The organism is Acidianus infernus (genome assembly GCF_009729545.1).
In the GTDB taxonomy this organism is placed as follows: Archaea; Thermoproteota; Thermoprotei_A; order Sulfolobales; family Sulfolobaceae; genus Acidianus; species Acidianus infernus.
Map to the genome: position 1 here is coordinate 551,902 of NZ_WFIY01000004.1, position 19,696 is coordinate 571,597.

General features: G+C 32.1%; 28 protein-coding genes and 1 tRNA gene. 13 read left to right on the plus strand and 16 right to left on the minus strand.

Annotated features, from left to right (window positions below; all coding sequences use genetic code 11):
- The first annotated feature begins 6 nt into the window (after positions 1 to 6).
- A complete protein-coding gene (locus D1867_RS03270; RefSeq protein ID WP_155862793.1) occupies positions 7 to 1,455 on the plus strand; it encodes a carboxypeptidase M32 in 1,449 nt (482 codons plus the stop codon).
- 10 nt (positions 1,456 to 1,465) lie between these two features.
- Here D1867_RS03270 and D1867_RS03275 read toward each other — a convergent pair whose 3' ends face one another.
- On the minus strand, positions 1,466 to 1,879 hold the full coding sequence (locus D1867_RS03275; RefSeq protein WP_155862794.1) for a hypothetical protein: 414 nt from the start codon (positions 1,877 to 1,879) through the stop codon (positions 1,466 to 1,468).
- A 32-nt stretch (positions 1,880 to 1,911) separates the two neighbouring features.
- On the minus strand, positions 1,912 to 2,301 hold the full coding sequence (locus D1867_RS03280) for a hypothetical protein (RefSeq protein WP_155862795.1): 390 nt from the start codon (positions 2,299 to 2,301) through the stop codon (positions 1,912 to 1,914).
- An 18-nt stretch (positions 2,302 to 2,319) separates the two neighbouring features.
- Here D1867_RS03280 and D1867_RS03285 point away from each other — a divergent pair, with 18 nt between their 5' ends.
- Positions 2,320 to 2,466, plus strand: a complete 147-nt coding sequence (locus D1867_RS03285) for a hypothetical protein (RefSeq protein ID WP_155862796.1) — start codon at positions 2,320 to 2,322, stop codon at positions 2,464 to 2,466.
- Between the two features lie 223 nt (positions 2,467 to 2,689).
- Here the strand turns inward: D1867_RS03285 and D1867_RS03290 are convergent, their stop codons facing one another.
- On the minus strand, positions 2,690 to 2,956 hold the full coding sequence (locus tag D1867_RS03290; RefSeq protein ID WP_155862797.1) for a hypothetical protein: 267 nt from the start codon (positions 2,954 to 2,956) through the stop codon (positions 2,690 to 2,692).
- A gap of 1 nt (position 2,957) precedes the next feature.
- Complete coding sequence (locus D1867_RS03295; protein ID WP_155862798.1) at positions 2,958 to 3,137, minus strand: PQQ-binding-like beta-propeller repeat protein; 180 nt, start codon at positions 3,135 to 3,137, stop codon at positions 2,958 to 2,960.
- Between the two features lie 70 nt (positions 3,138 to 3,207).
- On the opposite strand from D1867_RS03295, the gene D1867_RS12595 reads away from it, so the two are divergent.
- The gene (locus D1867_RS12595; protein ID WP_276608427.1) at positions 3,208 to 3,336 is read left to right on the plus strand and encodes a hypothetical protein; all 129 of its coding nucleotides are present in this window, start codon (positions 3,208 to 3,210) and stop codon (positions 3,334 to 3,336) included.
- Between the two features lie 94 nt (positions 3,337 to 3,430).
- Here D1867_RS12595 and D1867_RS03300 read toward each other — a convergent pair.
- Positions 3,431 to 3,505 (minus strand) — tRNA-Glu (locus D1867_RS03300).
- Between the two features lie 97 nt (positions 3,506 to 3,602).
- On the opposite strand from D1867_RS03300, the gene D1867_RS03305 reads away from it, so the two are divergent.
- From D1867_RS03305 to D1867_RS03315, 3 genes are all read left to right on the plus strand, one after another.
- The gene (locus tag D1867_RS03305) at positions 3,603 to 4,181 is read left to right on the plus strand and encodes a helix-turn-helix domain-containing protein (RefSeq protein ID WP_155862799.1); all 579 of its coding nucleotides are present in this window, start codon (positions 3,603 to 3,605) and stop codon (positions 4,179 to 4,181) included.
- Complete coding sequence (locus tag D1867_RS03310) at positions 4,181 to 5,143, plus strand: aminotransferase class I/II-fold pyridoxal phosphate-dependent enzyme (protein WP_155862800.1); 963 nt, start codon at positions 4,181 to 4,183, stop codon at positions 5,141 to 5,143. The genes D1867_RS03305 and D1867_RS03310 overlap by 1 nt, the downstream gene beginning before the upstream one ends.
- 95 nt (positions 5,144 to 5,238) lie before the next feature.
- The gene (locus tag D1867_RS03315) at positions 5,239 to 5,646 is read left to right on the plus strand and encodes a GtrA family protein (RefSeq protein WP_155864379.1); all 408 of its coding nucleotides are present in this window, start codon (positions 5,239 to 5,241) and stop codon (positions 5,644 to 5,646) included.
- Here the strand turns inward: D1867_RS03315 and alaXM are convergent.
- Positions 5,643 to 6,350, minus strand: a complete 708-nt coding sequence (alaXM, locus tag D1867_RS03320; protein ID WP_338077945.1) for an alanyl-tRNA editing protein AlaXM — start codon at positions 6,348 to 6,350, stop codon at positions 5,643 to 5,645. The two genes, D1867_RS03315 and alaXM, sit on opposite strands and share 4 nt — an antisense overlap.
- A 5-nt stretch (positions 6,351 to 6,355) precedes the next feature.
- Positions 6,356 to 6,613, minus strand: coding sequence for a hypothetical protein (locus D1867_RS03325; protein WP_155862801.1), 258 nt, complete (start codon positions 6,611 to 6,613; stop codon positions 6,356 to 6,358).
- Positions 6,614 to 6,693: 80 nt separating this feature from the next.
- Here D1867_RS03325 and cdvB1/B2 point away from each other — a divergent pair, with 80 nt between their 5' ends.
- Together cdvB1/B2 and D1867_RS03335 are read left to right on the plus strand one after the other, a co-directional pair.
- The gene (gene cdvB1/B2 / locus D1867_RS03330) at positions 6,694 to 7,338 is read left to right on the plus strand and encodes a cell division protein CdvB1/B2 (RefSeq protein ID WP_155862802.1); all 645 of its coding nucleotides are present in this window, start codon (positions 6,694 to 6,696) and stop codon (positions 7,336 to 7,338) included.
- 30 nt (positions 7,339 to 7,368) lie between these two features.
- Positions 7,369 to 8,511, plus strand: coding sequence for a tryptophan--tRNA ligase (locus D1867_RS03335; protein WP_338077946.1), 1,143 nt, complete (start codon positions 7,369 to 7,371; stop codon positions 8,509 to 8,511).
- Here the strand turns inward: D1867_RS03335 and cbp1 are convergent.
- On the minus strand, positions 8,502 to 8,939 hold the full coding sequence (gene cbp1, locus D1867_RS03340) for a CRISPR DNA repeat-binding protein Cbp1 (protein ID WP_155862803.1): 438 nt from the start codon (positions 8,937 to 8,939) through the stop codon (positions 8,502 to 8,504). The two genes, D1867_RS03335 and cbp1, sit on opposite strands and share 10 nt — an antisense overlap.
- Positions 8,940 to 9,092: 153 nt before the next feature.
- On the opposite strand from cbp1, the gene D1867_RS03345 reads away from it, so the two are divergent.
- Positions 9,093 to 9,608: a LysE family transporter gene (locus D1867_RS03345; RefSeq protein ID WP_155864380.1), complete on the plus strand. Its 516-nt coding sequence runs from the start codon at positions 9,093 to 9,095 to the stop codon at positions 9,606 to 9,608.
- Here the strand turns inward: D1867_RS03345 and D1867_RS03350 are convergent.
- Positions 9,592 to 9,939: a helix-turn-helix domain-containing protein gene (locus D1867_RS03350; protein WP_048054592.1), complete on the minus strand. Its 348-nt coding sequence runs from the start codon at positions 9,937 to 9,939 to the stop codon at positions 9,592 to 9,594. The genes D1867_RS03345 and D1867_RS03350 overlap by 17 nt on opposite strands.
- 97 nt (positions 9,940 to 10,036) lie before the next feature.
- On the opposite strand from D1867_RS03350, the gene D1867_RS03355 reads away from it, so the two are divergent.
- Positions 10,037 to 10,243, plus strand: a complete 207-nt coding sequence (locus D1867_RS03355) for a hypothetical protein (protein ID WP_013775774.1) — start codon at positions 10,037 to 10,039, stop codon at positions 10,241 to 10,243.
- On the opposite strand, the gene D1867_RS03360 is transcribed toward D1867_RS03355, so the two are convergent.
- The 6 genes from D1867_RS03360 to D1867_RS12205 all read right to left on the minus strand — a co-directional run bounded on the left by D1867_RS03360 (position 10,229) and on the right by D1867_RS12205 (position 13,846).
- Entirely contained in the window at positions 10,229 to 11,110 is an 882-nt protein-coding gene (locus tag D1867_RS03360; protein ID WP_155862804.1) for an Mrp/NBP35 family ATP-binding protein, read from the minus strand. The two genes, D1867_RS03355 and D1867_RS03360, sit on opposite strands and share 15 nt — an antisense overlap.
- A 3-nt stretch (positions 11,111 to 11,113) precedes the next feature.
- Positions 11,114 to 11,680: an adenylate kinase family protein gene (locus D1867_RS03365; RefSeq protein ID WP_155862805.1), complete on the minus strand. Its 567-nt coding sequence runs from the start codon at positions 11,678 to 11,680 to the stop codon at positions 11,114 to 11,116.
- A gap of 93 nt (positions 11,681 to 11,773) precedes the next feature.
- Entirely contained in the window at positions 11,774 to 12,391 is a 618-nt protein-coding gene (locus tag D1867_RS03370) for a rhomboid family intramembrane serine protease (protein WP_155862806.1), read from the minus strand.
- Positions 12,388 to 13,014, minus strand: a complete 627-nt coding sequence (locus D1867_RS03375) for a site-2 protease family protein (RefSeq protein WP_155862807.1) — start codon at positions 13,012 to 13,014, stop codon at positions 12,388 to 12,390. The genes D1867_RS03370 and D1867_RS03375 overlap by 4 nt, the downstream gene beginning before the upstream one ends.
- A gap of 42 nt (positions 13,015 to 13,056) precedes the next feature.
- Positions 13,057 to 13,671: a hypothetical protein gene (locus D1867_RS03380; protein WP_155862808.1), complete on the minus strand. Its 615-nt coding sequence runs from the start codon at positions 13,669 to 13,671 to the stop codon at positions 13,057 to 13,059.
- A gap of 16 nt (positions 13,672 to 13,687) precedes the next feature.
- Entirely contained in the window at positions 13,688 to 13,846 is a 159-nt protein-coding gene (locus D1867_RS12205) for a hypothetical protein (RefSeq protein ID WP_170283899.1), read from the minus strand.
- 92 nt (positions 13,847 to 13,938) lie between these two features.
- Between D1867_RS12205 and D1867_RS03385 the strand changes: the two genes are divergently transcribed.
- Entirely contained in the window at positions 13,939 to 16,374 is a 2,436-nt protein-coding gene (locus tag D1867_RS03385) for an MMPL family transporter (protein ID WP_155862809.1), read from the plus strand.
- Here the strand turns inward: D1867_RS03385 and D1867_RS03390 are convergent.
- Positions 16,369 to 17,283 (minus strand): thiamine-phosphate synthase family protein, encoded by a 915-nt coding sequence (locus D1867_RS03390; RefSeq protein WP_338077947.1) that lies wholly within the window; start codon positions 17,281 to 17,283, stop codon positions 16,369 to 16,371. The two genes, D1867_RS03385 and D1867_RS03390, sit on opposite strands and share 6 nt — an antisense overlap.
- On the opposite strand from D1867_RS03390, the gene D1867_RS03395 reads away from it, so the two are divergent.
- Positions 17,273 to 17,959 (plus strand): DNA double-strand break repair nuclease NurA, encoded by a 687-nt coding sequence (locus D1867_RS03395; RefSeq protein WP_338077948.1) that lies wholly within the window; start codon positions 17,273 to 17,275, stop codon positions 17,957 to 17,959. The genes D1867_RS03390 and D1867_RS03395 overlap by 11 nt on opposite strands.
- A complete protein-coding gene (locus tag D1867_RS03400) occupies positions 17,940 to 19,688 on the plus strand; it encodes an ATP-binding protein (RefSeq protein WP_155862811.1) in 1,749 nt (582 codons plus the stop codon). Before D1867_RS03395 ends, D1867_RS03400 begins: the two co-directional genes overlap by 20 nt.
- The last annotated feature ends 8 nt before the right edge of the window (positions 19,689 to 19,696 follow it).

A 19,696-nucleotide genomic window follows, 5' to 3' on the forward strand; every position in this document is an offset into this window, starting at 1 on the left:
TAATTTATGCTTGAGGATATTTTAGAAGAATACAAAAAAGCCTGGGCATTAGGTCACGCTCTGGCATTAATGAGTTGGGATCTTGAAACATACATGCCGCAAGAAGGATCAAAATATAGAGGAGAAGCAACAGCGCAGCTCATTACACTAAGAAGGAACGAAATAATGAAACTTGCGGAAAAAGTGGATAAAATAGATGATAGTAAACTCGACGATAAAGAAAGAGGAATTATACGTGTGCTAAGGAGAGAAATAAAATATTATAGAGCAGTACCTAAGGAGGTTGACGAAGAATTAGCTAGGCTAACTTCTGAAGCTTTCATAGCCTGGTCAAAAGCAAAAAATGAATCAAATTTCTCAATATTTAAACCATATTTAGAAAAAATTGTAGATTTAAAAAGAAAGATTGCCGAAAGCTTAGGTTACGAGAAGCATCCTTATAATGCACTATTAGACCTTTATGAAGAAGGTTTTACAGTTGATGACGCTGACAAAGTATTTTCTTCGTTATTACCAGAATTAAAGAACATATTAGATAAAATCTTGTCCTCTGGGTATTATCCTGCGCATCACCCACTAGAAGATATGACTTATGATGTAGAAGTGATGAAAAAAGTAAATGATGAGATAATAAATATTCTAGAAATGCCTAGAAGTAAATTTAGAATTGATATTTCGCCCCATCCATTTACACAAAGAATTTCTGCAGACGACGTTAGGATAACAACTAGGTATGAAGGAAAAGACTTCAGAGCTACTATGTTTTCAGTAATACACGAAAGCGGCCACGCAATATATGAGCTGCAGATAGATCCAAGCTTGGAAATAACTCCAGTAGGACAAGGAGTTTCAATGGGAGTGCATGAATCTCAATCAAGATTCTGGGAAAATATAATAGGTAGGAGTAGAGAATTCGTAGGAATCATTTACCCATTATTAAAGAGATTCCTTGACTTAAAATACGATGAAGAAGAAATTTATAAATACTTTAACGTAGTAAGGCCAAGTTTAATAAGAGTTGATGCAGACGAAGTCACTTATAACCTACATATAGCAATTAGATATGAAATAGAAAAAAGGCTAATCGCAGGAGAACTAAAAGTTGACGAAATACCGTCCTTGTGGAACGACTTAAGCGAAAAGTACTTAGGAATAAGACCTAAAAACGATGCTGAAGGTGCATTACAAGATGTACACTGGAGTGGAGGAAGTTTTGGTTATTTCCCTACTTACACATTAGGTAATATAATTGCAGGAATGATATACGCAAAGTATAATGTTCTAGAAAAAGTTAGGGAAAGGAAATTTAATGAAATCAAAGAGTATTTAAGAGAAAAAATTCATAAATATGGAGCAATCTATCCTCCTAAAGTTCTCTTAACTAGATCATTTGGAGATGCATACAATCCTGAGTACTTCATAAAATACTTAAGAGAAAAATACCTAAATAAATAACTTTTTGTTTTTATCCTTCAGTAGCATAGATTATAATATCTACGGCCCCTGCATAATTACACATAGGAGTTTTAATCACTATACATAAGGTTTCATTATTATGCGGAGATATTTCAGAAGGTACTGGAGCTGCAGAAATTAAGGTAAAAGGATGAGAAACACTAACGTTAGTAACTTTCACCGAAAGTAATGGGTTATTGTTATATAAATAAATTTTTAGAGTAATATCTTGGTCTCCGTGGGCAGAAATCGTTGTATTAGAGTACGATACATGTAACGAGCTCTTTATTCCAAGAAAATTTGAGTCTATAGTAACGTATACACCATCAATATCCACAGAATAAAAATATCCTTCGGTATACAAATAATATACAACAGCTAAAATAATTACTACTATTATTAAACCTGCTATTGAACCTTTCATAAGAACACACTATACTTCAAAAAATAATAAAATTATGTAGAAGAAACTATTCTATCCAATTCCTTCATTAGCTTTGACTCAACATGTTCCGTCCAAACCATTTCTGGAATATCAATTGCCAATAACGGCAAATAGATTATTGCCTCAACTGCAGTAACTGCTAAGTTCTGAACCCATTTACCTATTCCGACAGTTACTTTTAATCCTTCTGGGGTCTGTTCAAACGAAAATTGTAAAGCTCTATCTGCTGCGAATATATCTCTAAGTATACCACCTTTTTGAGCCTGTATTATTGCTATATTACCTTCTGTCTTTTGTTGAACTTTCCAACCATCGTTTTGTAGATATTGAGTAAATTCTTGAATTATTGCTTGTAAATTATGTTGGCCAGGATATATTTTTTCCTTTTTAAATACTCCCATACTATATTGTAAATATGCATGGTTAAAAAATTGCCTAAAATTAAAAAAGGAAGCTTACCTATAGAACTAGACATAGTGGAACTGCTAATAATGTATCCAAATATTGACGAATCTATTCCTACAATTACTGGCCGGTCTTTACCTAAATCTACACCTACTTATTAACTAATTGAGCGGTAGTAACGTTAAGTACGGCTATATGATTGAAGTCTGGATTATTATATAACCATCATAGTATACTGGCTGATCAGCTAGCGACGCATGATAAAGTTTTAGTGAGACTCATATTAATTTTCCAGTGGATAGATTAAAAGCAGCTACTGTTCTATTAATGTGCGAAGAAACATAAATTATGCCATTATGCACTAATGGACTAAATCAGTTATTGTCATCTCCAGAATGACCATATCCTGTTATATTCTCTTATTATTTTACCGTTAGTTACGTTTACTATTAATAATAATAATACTTGCCTAACGTATATTTGATTTAAATAAACACCGTGATGTATTGGATATCCCATAAAGCTATCAACTAAATTGAAGCAATAAATTGCCGGTACTGCATCTCCTACAGAAGATCCATAAGCAAAAGGCACCTTAATTATGTATGCAGGAGTTCCATTATTTGCATATAATGTAATTATAGCAAACATATTAACTGGATATCCTGGAGAAAATGCAGTTATTACTAATGCATAATTGTTCCCTACCTAAACTTGCAATGTTGGCACTTCCATAATTCCAAATTAACTGACCATTGGTTGCATTTAATACGTAAACGTTTCCATCTCCATTATCAAATATTACCATATCTTTATCTTCTGGAGTAGGCATTGCTTGAGATTTTGTTATTTAAGACCGCATATCGAAAAATTATTAGAAAAACTATACTATATATGTAACTATGACAAAAAGTGTAAAAGATAAAATTAAAGATACAGCAAAATTCGTAGAAAATAGTGCAAATAAAGCAGGAGATAAAGTAAAGGAAGAAGCTCATAAAATCTCATCAAAGAAGAATGAGAATAAATAGCTAAGTAAAATTTACCAAGATGATCAATTATCAATAATAAAATAACTTTTTAATAAATAATTTAAAATAATAATTTATATACAATTTATATCAGTGCTCCGGCCGGGATTTGAACCCGGGCCACAGGCTTGAGAGGCCTGCATACTTGACCGGGCTATACTACCGGAGCGAGATATAATTAGTAAGCTGAAATATTTAAAACTTTCTGACTTTAACTTATTCATTTTCCAGAAAAACTTATTTATTTTACCCCGAAGATTTTCGGGATGCTATACGTAAGTTTTAAGGTAAATCACGAGGACTGGTCTAAGGGAATTGATTATTCTAGGAATTCATTATCGGTATTAGATATAAAACCTTCCGCTAATGGAGCAAGGCTTTTAATAGAATTTAAAGGAAAAGAGGAGGATGCAAAAAAGCTTAAGTGGAACCTTTCGAGAGTTTCCAAATTCAAATACCTAGGAACTATAATAGTTAATGAACCGATAGAACGCATATTGTCTAACTATATTATAATGAATGGTACTGCAACTAACGACGGAATGTATTGGACAGTAATTCTTTCAGATTATACTGAATTAAAGAAAATGTTGAGGGATTTTGTTGAGCACCATATAGAAGTCAAGGTTGTTAAGGTAATTAAGGTAAAATCAGAGGATGTATTAACTGCTAGGCAAGAACAGATTTTAAAGATAGCTTTTGAGGCTGGTTATTTTGATTATCCTAAGAAGATCAGAATTAAGGAATTGGCGGAAAAACTAAATATGAGTGTTTCAAATTTATCGGAAATTTTAAGAAGAGCAGAAAGAAATGTTATTGAAACGTTTTTTAGGGAGAGGAGTTAATGAAACACGGAGGAGTTAAGTGGATAAACGGAAAACCGGAAAAGTTAAGGGATTTCAGCGTTAATCTCAATCCTATTTACCCTGATTTTATTGAAGATTTAATTAATGAAGCAATAAAGGAAAAGGTTTATCTTTATTATCCTGACAACTACGAGAAACTGAGGGAAAATATTGCTGAGATTTATGACATTGATGAGGAATATATAGGAGTATTTAACGGTGCTAGTGAGGTTATAAATTTACTAGAACCTAGGGTTGTCCCAGAGCCTAATTATGTTGAATATAAAAGGAGCTATATTTATTTTGCGGAAGAAAGAGAAAATTATTTTATTTATCACCTACAAGGCAATAAAGTCATAATAAGTAATCCTAATAATCCTACTGGTGCAAAAATAGACCTTAAGGAAATTGAGGAATTCCTAGAAGAAGGAAAGGATTTAGTGGTTGACGAATCTTTCGCAGACATAAGTCTTGTAGATTCTGCTAAGAAATTTGTAAAGGATTATGATAATCTTCTAATAATTTCAACTTTTACTAAATCATTGTCAATTCCTGGCTTAAGGATTGGATTTACTATAGGAAAGAGAAGTAAAGAACTTGAAAAGAATTCGCCTCCTTGGAGGATTAATTCTATTGCTTATTATGTATTATCCAACGCTAATCCTAAGGAAATTAAGGATTTCTTTAGAAAAAGTAGAGAAATTGTGACCTCCCTCTTGGAAACCTTTAGAATTAATGGAAGAAGAGTTACAGTATATAAATCATTTGCACCGTATGTTCTAGTAAGATTTCCCATTAATGTTAGAATCATTAACTCATATCTTAGGAGTAAGGGGTTCTTAATTAGGGATTGCTCTAACTTTGTAGGCTTAAATGAATTTTATGGTAGAATTTCCTTGAGAAAAGATTATCAAGAGCTAATAAATGAAATTGATGAATTTTTATCAAATTCATCAATTTAATGCCACCAGTTTAGAAAGTACACAATTTAATGGGATAAGATTTATAATATTTTAATAGAGAAATAGAAGTCGTGGATCTAAGATTATTAAAGTTCATGATAGTTGGAGGCTTAGGAACATTAGTTAATGAAGGAGTTTTCCTTCTCAGTGCTCACAGTATGCCTATTTTCTTTTCCTTAGGGTTAGCTATAGAGCTTTCAATAATATTTAATTTTATACTAAATGATATTTGGACTTTTAAGGATAGAAGAGTAGGAAGTTTTATTAAGAGATTACTTAAATTTCATGTATCGTCTTTTAGCGGTGGAATAGTACAATACATTACAGTTATTCTATTGCTGGTGGTGTTCCTTCATTTTTCAAATTTATCCGAAATTCTGCTCTTTCTATTCTTCTCTTACATAAAGGCGCAGTCGTTATTTCTTGCAGTAATTAACTTTATAGGAATTGTTTCAGGCTTTGCCGTAAGGTTCATAACTAGCTTAAAATACGTTTGGGCTTAGCTTTCCACGGTATAATAAACTCTTTTCCTATTTTTACCTCTATTCTCTATTTTTATAATGTGTATCTTTCCTACTTCTGAAGTGTTTTTAACGTGAGGACCTCCGTCAGCTTGTATATCGACTCCAGGTATTTCTACTATTCTCCAAATAGGTATACTAGGAGGATTTCTTTCAGCGAGCTTTACTATTCCAGGAATTTTTAAAGCTTCTTCTCTGGGTAAGAAGTACACTTTAACTTCTATGCCCTTTGAAAGAATCTCGTTAGCCTTTTCGACTATTTGAGGTATTAAATCCTTATTCTCTAAATTAAAATCATCCTTTGCGTACTCTGGAGAAATATGCCCTCCAGTAATTAACGCATTAAATTGAGAATATGCAACTGCAGCCATAACGTGAGATGCAGTATGTAGTCTCATCATTTTATACCTTCTATTCCAATCTATTACTCCTTTAACGTTATCGCCTTCCCTTAATTCTCCTCCTTCTATTATGTGAACTATATCATCTCCTTGTCTTTTCACTTCTTTTACGTTAAGTACTTCGCCGTTATTTTTTATTAGCTTTCCTACATCATTTTCTAAACCTCCACCGCCTGGGTAAAAAGCTGTTTTATCCAATATTACCTCATTTCCATTAACCTTAGTAACTTTTGCCTCAAATTCTTTTATATAAGAATCTTTTAGATAAAGTTCTTCTGTCGCCACATTATTTATGTCTTCTTAAGTGAAATATTAATTATTCCATTTTTCTCTGAGACTGAAAGAGTGGAAGGGTCTATTAACTCATTTACATATATAATTTTCACTATAGAATTAGAATCCGGATCATAAATATATATATGAGAATTATCGGCTCTTACTAGTAACCTTTTAGTGTTTATTTCCTTTCCTCTAAGGTCTACATATATATTAACTAAACCGTTTTTATTAAGTATGTCCACATCTGGGTCTTCAGCAGATGACATCATTATTTGTCATTTTGATTTTTAAGTTAATAAGACCGAGTTCTCTCCTTTATATAGTATTAACCGAGAATAATTAGATTAGAATGCTTGGAAAAGATTTCCAAAAATATTGGGCAGGACCAGAAGAGAAGAATGGAATAGTTTCGGGAATTAAAGGTGCGTTTAAACCTAAGGAGCCACTCAAATACAGATTAGTTCAAGCTCACTATCAAATTAGTTCAATGATTAGCAGGCTCGACGCTTATATTTCAAGAATGCAGGAAAGAGATAAGACTTTATTTGAGAGAGTTGTTGAAGCTCAAATGGCTAAGGATACTGCAAGAGCAGCAATGTATGCAAATGAAGTAGCAGAAGTTAGGAAAATAACTAAGCAATTAATAATGACTCAGATAGCTTTAGAACAAGTTGAACTAAGATTGGAGACAGTAAGTGAGTTAGGAGACGTATTCGTTAATTTAGTTCCTGTTGTTGGAGTAATAAATGAACTAAGGAACGTAATAAGAGGTGTAATGCCTGAATTATCAGTTGAACTAGGAGAACTTGGAGAAGGTTTACAGGAAGTTGTAATTGAAGCTGGAGACTTTACTGGAGTATCTGGAATATCTGCCGCACCTACTGCGGAGGCAAGGAAGATATTAGAAGAAGCTGCCGCAGTGGCTGAACAAAAGATGAAAGAGAAGTTCCCCGAATTGCCAGTATCTTCCTCTACTATCTCACAGAAAGCATAAGCTTATTTTTTAATATTTTTACATTTTTTCGTGTCTTCTAACTTTTCCGTAACTCCTTGGGAAGTAAAAGGAAAGGTTGATTATGACAAACTTATTGTACAGTTTGGAACTCAGAAAATAACGCCAGAATTAAAGGAAAGAATAAAGAAAATTACCGGAGACTTACATGTAATGTTAAGGAGAGACGTGTTCTTTTCTCATAGAGATCTTGATTTAGTTCTAAAAGACTATGAAGAAGGTAAAGGGTTTTTCCTTTATACTGGTAGAGCTCCTTCTCTTGGCATGCACATTGGCCATTTAGTACCCTTTATTTTTACCAAGTGGTTACAAGAGAAATTTAAGGTCAATCTTTATATAGAGATAACGGATGATGAAAAGTTCATGAGAAATCCAGAACTTACCTTAGAGCAAACTAGGCAATTTGCTTATGATAATATTTTAGATATAATAGCTGTAGGTTTCGATCCAGACAGAACTTTCATTTTCCAGGATACAGAATATATAAGAAATATGTATCCTTTGGCAACAAAAATAGCTAAGAAGTTAACTTTCTCCGAAGTCAAAGCAACGTTTGGTCTAGAAAATTCATCAAATATAGGAATAATATTCTACCCTGCATTACAAATAGCTCCAACAATGTTTGAGAAAAAGAGGTGTTTAATCCCTGCAGGAATAGATCAAGATCCTTATTGGAGATTACAGAGAGATATTGCAGAAAGCCTTGGATATTATAAAGCGGCACAAATTCACAGCAAATTCCTTCCTCCATTGACTGGACCAGAGGGTAAAATGAGTTCTTCCATTCCAGAAAGCGCAATTTACTTAACTGATGATCCAAAAACTGTAGAAAGAAAGATTATGAAATATGCATTCTCTGGTGGACAACCAACTGTAGAGCTTCACAGGAAATATGGAGGGAATCCTGAAATAGATGTGTCATTTCAATGGTTATATATGTTCTTTGAAGAGGATGATAATAAGATAAAGAAAATAGAAGAAGATTATCGTAGCGGTAAAATGCTTACTGGAGAACTTAAGCAAATTCTTATTGATAAGTTAAATAAATTCTTGGAAGAACATAGAGCTAAGAGAGAAGAAGCTAAGGAATTAGTGAATACGTTTAAATATGAAGGAAAATTAGCTAAGGAAATGTGGAATAAGATTCATGAATAGGTTTGAGGTTTATAAATGTTTAATTTCTTTAAATGATATACCACTAAATTTGTAGATATTTTTAGCTCTTTAGCAATTTTATAAATTGAACTTCCGCTCTCATACATTAATTTAATTTTCTCTATGTCTTCCTTTGATAACTTTCTCTTAGTCTTTACCAGATTATTCTTTCTAAGAATCCTTAAGACAGTATTAGAATTGAGTCTCATTTCTTTACTGATTCTATTTGCGCTATAACCTTGTTTTGCGAGCTCTATAATTTTATTAACTAACTCTTGCTTTAATTTACCCCTAAATTCAACGCCTTCTAAAATTAGAATTTTTCTTACTTTACTATAGCTCATATTTAATTCTTTAGCTATTTCTCTTATAGTTTTCCCATCTTCATACATCTTTTTAATCTTCTCTTTTAATTCCTCTTCTTGCATATGCTTCCGTTTTCCCTATCGTTTTTAAATTTTTTCCAGAATCTAAGAATATTCTGATAGAACTCTGAAAGAATTGAAGGCAAAATTTATATAGAGAAAGTTTTATCATTTCATGTGTTTTCTTACCTTTTAGGAGTTTTATTAGGTTTATCGATGGCAGCTCCTCCCGGCCCAATTAATGCAATAATGGCTAATGAATCCTTAAGGTCCAAATTACATGGCAGTAGTGTAGGATTTGGTGCCATGACTGCCGACTTTATTTTCTTTCTGATAACCTTTGAGGTAAGAAAATTCATTCCTGAAAATCTTCTTGTCGTGTTTTATTTTATAGGTGGAGGATTAATGGTATTCTTATCATACACAACATTAAAGGCTAAGGTAAGTAATAGAAGTAAAAAAGGTAATTACTTTACGGGACTAATTATGGGGATTACTAATCCTTATCAAATAAGTTGGTGGATTACAGTAGGCTTATTTATGATAAATGAATTCGGAATTTCAATTATATTGCCATTCTTTGGAGGAATAATAATATGGATCTTTGCATTTACTACTTTCATAAATAGGCTAGGAAACAAATATGCAAAATACGTGAAAATTTTCTCGTTTATAATTCTTCTAGCTTTTGGATTATACATGATTTACGAAGGCGTCATAAGCCTCTTATAATTTCACTTAAATCTTTACACACATCTTCTGCTCTTTTAACAAGTTTTTCTATTACCTCGTTCTTGTTAACAAAGTACATATACTTTGGCCTTCCGCCTTTACTACCATTGCTTTTTTGTTTTTCTATTAACCCTGCATCAGCAAGTTTCTTAAGTATTAAACTTGCTCTGCTTTTACTAATCCCTAGCTCTGACGATATTGCATCTACATCTTTTCCTTCTTTGCTATTAACGATTTTCATGAATGCATCTACATCTGCCTCAGATAAACCGTAAGCTACCATTAGAAATCTTCTCAATATGATACTTTTTTCGCTAATTTCGATACTCATTTAAGTTTCACCATTATAACTTTAAGTTTTTATTCTTTTTAAAGTTTTATGTAATATCACACCTAATTTTTTATAAAAGTATCTCCAATATTATCTCATGGATAATACCAAACTAGAGGAAAAAATCCTCGAGATATTAAAAAATGGAGCAAAAACCTCAGAAGAAATAAGAAATGAATTAATTCAAGAAAATATAGATTTTACGCCATTACAGTTTAGGGAAGTTTTAGCTAAAATGGTTAGAGAAGGAAAAGTCAAAAAAATTCCTAACTATGAGAGGAAAAAGTTTTTATTTAGTATTTGACTCTACAATTTTCATTACTTTATCAGCTATGGAGAGGAATTCTTTAGACGCAGGAGAGTCAGGATATTTTAAGAAAAACGGCTCTCCTAAGTCGTTAGCCTCAGCAATTTTAGGATCTAGTGGAACCTGACCTAATAGTTCCACTCCCATATCTTCAGCCATTTTCTTTCCTTTTCCTTCGCCGAAAATATAGTACGGTTTATTATCAGCAGGGCATATAAAGTAGCTCATGTTCTCTATTACACCTAAAATTTTTGCATTAATTGTCTTTGCGAAATTTACTGATTTACTTACTGCAAGAGTTGATACTTCTGAAGGTATGGTGACTATAATAAATCCAGTTAAATTTGGAACTAGTTGGGCTACAGATAGTGCTTCGTCCCCAGTTCCAGGGGGCAGATCTATAATTAAATAATCTAACTCGCCCCACTTTACATCTCCTAGAAACTGCTTTATAGCGGTGTGCTTTATAGCGCCCCTCCAAACTACTGGCGTATCGTCTTTAGGTAATAGAAAATCTATTGAAACTACTTTAATGCCAAAAGGTCCATTAACTGGAATTATTCCTTCATCATCTGCAGTTAAAACTTGACCTCTAACACCTAACATCTTAGGAACGGATGGACCATGAAAGTCTACATCTACTATTCCTACTTTCTTTCCTGCAGCAGCTAAGGCCATTGATAAATTTGACGATACGAAGGATTTCCCTACTCCTCCTTTTCCGCTTAATACTGCAATCTTATATTTTACATTTTTCATTCTCATCTGAATTTTTAAATCAGCACCTTGAATTTGGGGTTGAACTTTTCTTAGATCTCTAGGTTGCCTTTGCGGTTGCTGTAATCTGAAAGGATTTGAACTCATCCATTATTTATTCTCTGTAAGACTAATAACCTTATCTAAAGTGAAAAGAAGATCTTGAACTTTTTCATCCGATAACCAATCTATTTCCTCGCATGAGTCATTCATTATTCTATTTACAATTTCTTCCGCAGTTCTATTAGTAGTATTTATCTGGCAAGGTCTTTTATCTTTAAACCAGTCAATTGCTTCTTGTAGAATTACACCCAATATCTCAGCCTCTACGTTTTCTGCTACTTTTATCTCATTCCATCCTCTTCTTTTTAATTCCTCATAAAGTACAAGGGGGTATTTTCTTAAGATTATTACTTTGTCTGCATAATCTATAAGTGATGGATAAATAGTTTCAATTACTACATCTTTTTTGCTACTTAAATAAGAATTAATAACCTTCGCGACTTTTTCATCATCAATATTATAAGTATTACGTAAGGGATCATAAGACTCGTAAAGTTTGTTTTGAATAATAAATGATGAAACATGAAAATATTCTAAAGAAAATTTTGTTGAAAGTAATTTACTTACAGCAGTTTTTCCTACTCCTGGCGTTCCAGATATTACTATTCTCGTCATTACCTTACTAGTAGGAATTCTACAATAAATAATGTTAACGAAATTGCAATGAGGAGAATTTTAACTTGCTTATCTCCTTCACCTTTAGCTATATCATACAATCCATAAGGCAGCATAATCGTTCCAATTATCATTAAAATTTCTTCTATTAAATTCATAATGTGTATCTTCCTTCTCATCTCTTTTAAGCCAACTGGCAATAAAAGCTAATATTACTCCTCCTAAGATTCCTCCTATATGTGCAAAGTAATCCACATTAGGTAATATATCACTTAGAACAAAAACTATTATCAATATAAGAAATTCATAAAAATAGAATTTTCTATCTTTTAGCATATCGTAAATTATATAAAAGGAGAGTATTCCAAATATTCCTCCAGAGGCTCCCGCAGAAGCAGTATTTGGAGGAAATAGGAAAAGACTAAAGATATTTCCTAAAAGACCAGAGAAAAGAAACACTACGTACTCCATTTTGCCAGCCTTAGAACCAAATAAGGAATAGATTACTAGAAGAGCTATAGTATTAAATCCTGCGTCAAGAAGGCTATTTGTAACAAATATCGAAGTTAAAAGCGAAATATAATCGCCTTTAAAGACTAAATAATTTACTTGGATCAAATAGATAAAAATGGAAGGGTAGTATATGCTAGTTAATAATCCTATTACGTAACCTAGAACTACTAAAAAAGCTAATATTAAAGTCTCTCTCATAATACATGAGTTAGATACATTAGTACTAAAGATAATGCTATCATCACTGCCCATATTTTTACGTTCCATCTCATAATTTTCATTCCGTCTAAAACCCAGAAAGGCAATAAATTAAAGAACGCAACTACGGAGTTGAACATTGCTATATAAAAGAATAATAAACCTACTAACGATTGTGAGAACAAATATGCTAGATAAAATATAGCTGAGATGACTAAGTTTGTAGCTGGACCTGCAGTAGCGGTTATTCCATCTAATTTTTTGTTAGCTCTGAAGAAGTTGCATGAAATTAAGGTGTAACCAGAAAAGAAAACTATTGCTAATCCAAATAAATTGATTATTGAAGTGGCTAAAAACCCAGAGAAACTTAAGGAGAATCTGGAAAAACAACCGTATTTTCTAGCTACTTGCCTGTGAGCTAATTCATGCGGTATCACAGCTATTGTTGCGGCTATTAAAGTAAATAATACTATAAGCAATGAAAAATAAAGTGGATATCCTTTTATGATGCTATAAATTAGTTCTCCAATTCCAAAAGTTGATATAGAAAATATTGCAAGCAAAAACGCTACGACCTCATTAATATTCCTAAACCGCCATTCTAGTTCATCAAGCTTACTCAAGTTTATCTAGATTCATTATGACTTATAATATAAATTTCTGACTCAAACATTAGCTTTATTCTCCTCATAGTTACTTACATAAGAAAATTGAGGAGCCTCGATCTTCCATATTAATGCGTTATCTTCTACATTCTTAGCTATTAGGAATTTTTCATTATTTTTACCTATAATTTTTTCCGAATTTGCATTAAACTTCTTTTTAAATATATTAAATGTCTCAAAGACAACGAATTTATAGATAAATGGCATGGAAAATTTCATACAATCTTTTGTTGATGCATAGTTTAAGAGCTTCTCTACTGCATAATTAAAAACTTGAGGATCAATTATTAGCACTTCGCTTATTTCATCATAATTTGTGATAACTGCGAACATTTGTTTTGAAGTTAAAGAAGATGTTATCCAAAATTCAAATATTCTAGAATAATATTTGCATTCCTCAATATTAGATATTGGTTTTATATAAGTGGAATAATATTTTGTACCTTCATTTAGGAAATCAATAACAATTTCAGCAAATGTTCTCTTGTCTATTCCTAATCTATTAAGTTCATTAAATAAAGAGCTTGAAAAAGAAACTAAGTGACCAGAATTACTTATGAAGTTTACTCCTTTTTCTTCTTGCTGTAGTTTATCTATACTAATTTCGAATAACACAAAAAATTAATTTATATCAAATCCTTATATACTTTGCATATGCCTCGGCTTCTATTCTCATATTTTTAGAAAGGAGTTTTCCTAAAAGCTCTTTATCATCTTTGCTTGGATTGTATTCTTTTAGAATTTTTTCCACTTCTTCCAAAAGGTTTAATGCTTCATCAAGCGAGCGCATAAATTATTTTCCTTTCATTAAGATAAATAGGTTCCATTCATAAAACCGGTATTTCCCAAACGATTTTATCCTATGTAAGTTTTCTTATAATCATGAAACGTTCAATTTTTATAATAGCCGTTTGGGTTCTTATTGCATTACTTCTAGCTCCCATTACACTTAATATTCAATCCCATTTTGTTTATAGTGATTCTCCGTTTTTAACTACTCAATATCAAAGCGTCAAAGTGGAAAATATTCTAAAAGAGTATTTTAATTACACTAAAGAGTCAGAGCTTTTTGTAATAATTAACGGAAGTTATAATGAATCACTAGAAAAAATTAACGCTTCGTTACATTACCTTTATGACGCAAAGCTAATAACACCTTATGAGTACATTTCGCAAGTCAATTCGTCTTATATGTCGTTTGTAAATCCAATAATAAAAGAATATGAGAAGAATTTATCTTATGCTATAGAGCTTTATCATAATTTGACAGTAGAAAGAGAAGAATTACTGAGTAATTTATCTTGGTTCTATTATCAGCTAAATGTAACTTTTAAAGAAGGGCACAATGTAACTCCTTCAAGCTATGTTACTATGTACGAAGAATACTTAGAAGAAACTCATAACCCAATACTTGCTGGTGTAAAAACTTTTGATGATCCGTTTATTTTACTTTTTTCTATAAATAACTATACAAACGAGTCTCTAATCAAAGAAACATTGGACACTTTCTCAAACTATTCCTACTTAATTTATAAGCTTACTGGAAAATATTTTCCTTTATGTGCATTACAGAATACGTCTGTATACGTTTTGCATGAAGTAGAGAGTAAAATTCCTCCGCCTCCTATAAGATTATGTAATTTTCATAGGGGAAATACGTGGATATTTATAGTTCAAGTTCCAGATAACGAAAGTTTAACTAATGTTGAGGAATTTATGCAGAATACTCCAGCAATAGTAACTGGTCATTTTGCAATTTATGCACAATCCGCATACTATACTCAGCAGGATCTTAAGATAATTGATTTAGTAACTATTATTCTAGTGGGCTCATTACTTGTAATATTACTTAGAGCGTTATTTCCTATAGTTTTCCTAATTTTTAGTGCAGTTCTAGGAATAGAGATTGCTTATAGTTTACTTTATTTAGCAACTTTTGCTGGATACAAAATTTATTATATATCTGGTCTAGTAATTCCTCCTATCGTCTTTGGTATAACTATAGATTACTCCATCCTCTTTATGTATAGATATTTTGAGGAAGTTAAGAAGAATTCAAATAATGCCTTAAGGATGGCCTTTAGAACAGCCGGCAAAGGAGCAATATTTAGCGGACTTAGCATAACAATTGGGTTTTCTTCATTTCTGCTATCTCCTTCTCCCTTACTTAAGAATATAGGAGAAGCTCTAATAATCGCCTCCCTTTCAGCTCTAATTCCTGCAATCTTATTTAATTATACTGCACTTAAAATTGTTAGCTTAAGGCTTCTTAGTTTTCCAAGGAAAGAAGTTCCTAACCCTATAGATGTAAGACAAAAATACTTAAGAGACGTTTCAGAATTTTCAATTAAGCATAAATTTTACGTAATAGGGATAATGGTAATCTTAGCCCTAGTCTCTTTTTCAGTGTTTTTTACCCATACTACTACCGTTAATTTTACCGAGATAGTACCTTCAAGTTCAGAAACGATAATTGGTGAGAATATACTTTCTAATTATTTCAATTATAGTATAGATTACATAATAATAAAAGGCAATCCTAATTTAACTTATGATAAAATTTACAACGTGAGTAAGGAAATTATTGACTGCGGAGGTTTGGCTTATGGACCTGCTTCATTTGGAAAATTCATTACTAGAAATTTAACTTATTTAGAAAATATTTATTCTTCACATAACTATTCTCTTATTGAAGCTTACATTCCTTATCCAGTATTTAGTAAAGGGGCGATCTCTTTTACTCAAAAGTTGATCAATCAAGGCTATATGGTTGGAGGAAGTAATGCGGACAGAATAGATATAGTAAATAATACCGTTAGCACATACTATGGATTTACGTTACCTCTCACAATAATTTTGATAACAGCATATATTGCTTTAGTACTAAGGTCAATAGTTGTTCCAATTAGATTATCCTTAACCTTATTAGTAAGTTCTCTAGTAGGAGTTGCAATAATGTTTGAAGTATTCAAGGAAGTCTACTGGCTTTCTCCGCTTATAGTGTTTGCACTTTTATTTAGCCTAGGTATTGATTACGATATGTTCATAATATTAAGGATAAAAGAAGAGAAAGGAAAAGACGAGGATGAGAGAATAATTAAAGGAGTAACATATACTGGATTAGTAGTAACTGCTGCAGGCTTAATATTAGCTGGAGCTTTCTTTTCATTAATTTCCGCGGATATGCGCTTCCTTGAAGAAATAGGCTTTTCTGTAGGCTTCTCTGTCATTTTCGATACTTTCATAGTAAGACCAATATTTGTTCCAGCAATAATGTCAATATTGAAGAAATATAATTGGTGGCCATTTGCTTCATGAAAGGCTAGAGTATTTCGTAGCTATATTAAGTACTTTTTTTACAACATCTACTGGTTTTTTACCAAATATATAAGTGTTAGGTTCCACTCCTTTACCTCCTAAATGAACTACTGCATCCAAACAAGGCCTAAAAACCATTGAAACTGCAGTCTCTATTATTTCATCTGTAGCATAATCGTGCGGACCTACTATTGCATATTTCATCTTTAACTCATCCATGCATTTTTTAACCTTCTCGTCATATTTTATATTCATAACCGATCTAATTTCAGGATATTTTCGTGAGACGTAAAGTAAAATATTTCCTAAATGCTTACTTGCTCCCCACATAGGCTTAGAGGCTGGAGTTGGAATATTTCTAATCTTAGTTATTCTACCGGCAACTGCTATAATATCGTCTAAACTTTTAGGATTTTTCCTAGCATATGCTATATTACTAAGCACTTCTGGAATTAACGGAGATATTATCTCGTTTTGAATCATTGATAGTGCGACGTTCATTTCTTCTTCTTCGTCTTCTCTATACAAATTCTCACATATACTACAATCTTGGGGGATTTTTGGATTTAATTTCCTATGAAAAGTGCAAAATCTTAATTTGCTCAAATATGAGAGACCTACTGAGGTAAAGAAATCCATGACATTCTTTATATCCCCAGAAAGCAAAACGTCAGTAAGCATATCTAGAATATTATTAATCTCATCATCAGTAAGACCAAGATCGTAAAGTTTTTCGAGGTAAAACCTATCTTGGATATCAAGATATTGCTTTACTGCAGGTTGTGTAACACCTAAAGTTGAAGCTATCTTACTTTGGCTCATTCCGAGGTTTCTTAATCTTTTAGCCTCTAAAGCTCTAATATTTGGTAATAAAACATCAGTTATTAATGAAAGGGGAGTGTCAAGCACGATTATTAGATTAGCTAGCTCAAATAAATGTGCTTTCAATTTAAAGATCTCAGCAATAGATGGAAGTTTACATGAGATAAATAGTGACGAAGGAACAATCTCTTTCGTAATTGCTGGGGCAGTTAATTTTACTCTAAATCAAGGGAGACTGAATTACTTGAACAGTATAATAGAAACGAGAATATGCAATTCAAAAGGAGAAGAAATTATGAGAGAACTAGAATATAAACTAGCTAATGAAATTAATGCAGACATAATTTTTATGGATAGAAAATTTTCTATGGATAAGAAACTAGGTATGCAGATTCCTAAGAATTCTATAGGCATAGTTAAGGATTTTAATAGAGAAGAAGTCAATATAAATGAAGAACCTCCTTGGATTACAATAAATAAAGAGGAGGACTTCTACACTGGATACTATAAAATTACAAGTTGGATTTTTAGATATGAAACAAATTTAGATAATCTAGAACTGCTTCAATGCTTAATTTATAATCTATCACAAGAGCCAATTCCAGAAGCGTTAGGATATAATTATCCGTTATTTTTAGCAGACAAACTTGTGAAATATTACCGAGATAAGTATGCAAAGGTTTTAGATTTTACAAGTAACAAGGAATTATCTAGATATAGGGATTTTAGAAGGATTGTTGAACATGTCAGAAGGTTTGTTTGAAGAACAAATAGGAAGATTAAGGGAAATGAAAGTTATAACTAGACAAACAGCTGATGGTAGGGGTTCAGTTAGTTTTAGAAATTTCATAGTAGAATTTCCTATTAATACTAAAATTACCGCAGGTAAAATCTTGGCAGTAAAGAGTTTGCAGAACGATTACCTATTACTAGAGGTTGCAGATCTTTTGCCTGTACATTACGGTATGATAAATCTAGATGGCAGTATTCCTAAGGAAATAAGAGATGAAGTAATGAGAAAAGTTGAAGAAGATTGGGGAAGAAATGATGAAGAAGCTTGGTTAGATGTTTATGCCTATCCCATAGGTTATTTATTAAAAATAGATGGAGACGTTGAATTTTACAAGGGATATTCTCCTCCGATTCCGGGATCTACAGTTAGGGTCTTATCTAGAGAGCTTTACGAGAAATTCGTATGCGATAAAAACGGCGTAGAAATTGGAAATATAATAGGTGAGGACGTCAAGCTAAGAATAAACATGGAAAAAGCAATTAATTACCACATAGGAATTTTTGCATTTACTGGGTCTGGAAAATCAAACTTAACTGCTTCGCTTGTTAGGAGGATTTTAAAGGAAAATAAAGATACTAAAGTAGTAATTTTTGATATTTCTTTAGAATATTCAATATTATTATTAGATCAACTGATTTCAAATAATTCAAGACTAATCTCCACTGAAAGATTACCTATAAATAAAACTGATGCTGGAAGAAGATTCATAAGGACTCATGTAATTCCAGAGGAGATTATAGATTTAAAGGATGAAATAAGAAAATCTGCCGAAGAAATTTTTGAATTAAATAAAATGAGGCAACTTTACGTTCCACCAGAAGGTTCTACTTACCTAACTTATGGAGAAATTATAGACATGGTAAGAGCTCAAATTAATGATAAATATACGGCGTTTGCACAAAAGCCATTATTTGGATTATTTCTTAAAAAAATAGATGAGACTATGAGACAAAATAAGCTAACTAAGGAAGATATTGCTGATACTACGCTTAGTCCGGTAATAGACGAAATAGAAACCTTGGCTAGAGAAAGCGGACTAAAGGAAAACGCATCAATATTTGCTTTCCTTAATGCCTTAAGAGTGTATCTAACCTCTGAAATCCAAGAAGGAGAAGAATATGACATAGAAAAGATGGCAATAGAGATCTTAGATAATGACGAAAACTCTCCTAGACTTTTCATTTTAGAATTACCAAACATAGAAGAGGCTAGATTAATAGTAGGACAACTTATTAACCAAATTATGCTTAGAAGGAAAAAATCTTACTCAACAAATCCAATACTTTTCGTATTAGATGAAGCTCAAGAATTCATACCTTTTGATACAAAACAAAAGGATAATAGTGAATTTTCTAGCAATGCCGTAGAAAAACTATTAAGACATGGAAGAAAGTACCATCTCCACGGCCTAATAAGTACACAAAGATTAGCTTACTTGAATACAAATGTACTTCAACAGCTTCACACGTATTTTATAAGTACATTACCTAGACCTTATGATAGACAACTAATAGCTGAAACCTTTGGAATTAACGATACCTTAATGGACAGAACTTTAGATTTAGAAGTAGGCCAATGGTTATTAGTTAGCTTTAAGGCAGCATTACCTCACGATGTGCCAGTCTTTTTTACCGCCCCGAATAACTTGGAAGAATTAAGAAAAGGACTTCAGAACTCAAGACCTTCTTCATCTATCTGACGAGCGGC

Bases quoted from the DNA above. Each gene is read 5' to 3' on its own strand.
- D1867_RS03315 (WP_155864379.1), top strand. From the start codon at position 5,239: ATGATAGTTGGAGGCTTAGGAACATTAGTTAATGAAGGAGTTTTCCTT.
- D1867_RS03360 (WP_155862804.1), bottom strand. From the start codon at position 11,110: ATGAGTTCAAATCCTTTCAGATTACAGCAACCGCAAAGGCAACCTAGA.
- D1867_RS03355 (WP_013775774.1), top strand. From the start codon at position 10,037: ATGGATAATACCAAACTAGAGGAAAAAATCCTCGAGATATTAAAAAAT.
- D1867_RS03385 (WP_155862809.1), top strand. From the start codon at position 13,939: ATGAAACGTTCAATTTTTATAATAGCCGTTTGGGTTCTTATTGCATTA.
- D1867_RS03280 (WP_155862795.1), bottom strand. From the start codon at position 2,301: ATGGGAGTATTTAAAAAGGAAAAAATATATCCTGGCCAACATAATTTA.
- D1867_RS03285 (WP_155862796.1), top strand. From the start codon at position 2,320: ATGGTTAAAAAATTGCCTAAAATTAAAAAAGGAAGCTTACCTATAGAA.
- D1867_RS03305 (WP_155862799.1), top strand. From the start codon at position 3,603: ATGCTATACGTAAGTTTTAAGGTAAATCACGAGGACTGGTCTAAGGGA.
- D1867_RS03275 (WP_155862794.1), bottom strand. From the start codon at position 1,879: ATGAAAGGTTCAATAGCAGGTTTAATAATAGTAGTAATTATTTTAGCT.
- D1867_RS03345 (WP_155864380.1), top strand. From the start codon at position 9,093: ATGGCAGCTCCTCCCGGCCCAATTAATGCAATAATGGCTAATGAATCC.
- D1867_RS03325 (WP_155862801.1), bottom strand. From the start codon at position 6,613: ATGATGTCATCTGCTGAAGACCCAGATGTGGACATACTTAATAAAAAC.
- D1867_RS03350 (WP_048054592.1), bottom strand. From the start codon at position 9,939: ATGAGTATCGAAATTAGCGAAAAAAGTATCATATTGAGAAGATTTCTA.
- D1867_RS03365 (WP_155862805.1), bottom strand. From the start codon at position 11,680: ATGACGAGAATAGTAATATCTGGAACGCCAGGAGTAGGAAAAACTGCT.
- D1867_RS03400 (WP_155862811.1), top strand. From the start codon at position 17,940: ATGTCAGAAGGTTTGTTTGAAGAACAAATAGGAAGATTAAGGGAAATG.
- cbp1 (WP_155862803.1), bottom strand. From the start codon at position 8,939: ATGCAAGAAGAGGAATTAAAAGAGAAGATTAAAAAGATGTATGAAGAT.
- D1867_RS03270 (WP_155862793.1), top strand. From the start codon at position 7: ATGCTTGAGGATATTTTAGAAGAATACAAAAAAGCCTGGGCATTAGGT.
- D1867_RS12205 (WP_170283899.1), bottom strand. From the start codon at position 13,846: ATGCGCTCGCTTGATGAAGCATTAAACCTTTTGGAAGAAGTGGAAAAA.
- D1867_RS03310 (WP_155862800.1), top strand. From the start codon at position 4,181: ATGAAACACGGAGGAGTTAAGTGGATAAACGGAAAACCGGAAAAGTTA.
- D1867_RS03295 (WP_155862798.1), bottom strand. From the start codon at position 3,137: ATGCCTACTCCAGAAGATAAAGATATGGTAATATTTGATAATGGAGAT.
- D1867_RS12595 (WP_276608427.1), top strand. From the start codon at position 3,208: ATGACAAAAAGTGTAAAAGATAAAATTAAAGATACAGCAAAATTCGTA.
- D1867_RS03370 (WP_155862806.1), bottom strand. From the start codon at position 12,391: ATGAGAGAGACTTTAATATTAGCTTTTTTAGTAGTTCTAGGTTACGTA.
- D1867_RS03290 (WP_155862797.1), bottom strand. From the start codon at position 2,956: ATGTTTGCTATAATTACATTATATGCAAATAATGGAACTCCTGCATAC.
- cdvB1/B2 (WP_155862802.1), top strand. From the start codon at position 6,694: ATGCTTGGAAAAGATTTCCAAAAATATTGGGCAGGACCAGAAGAGAAG.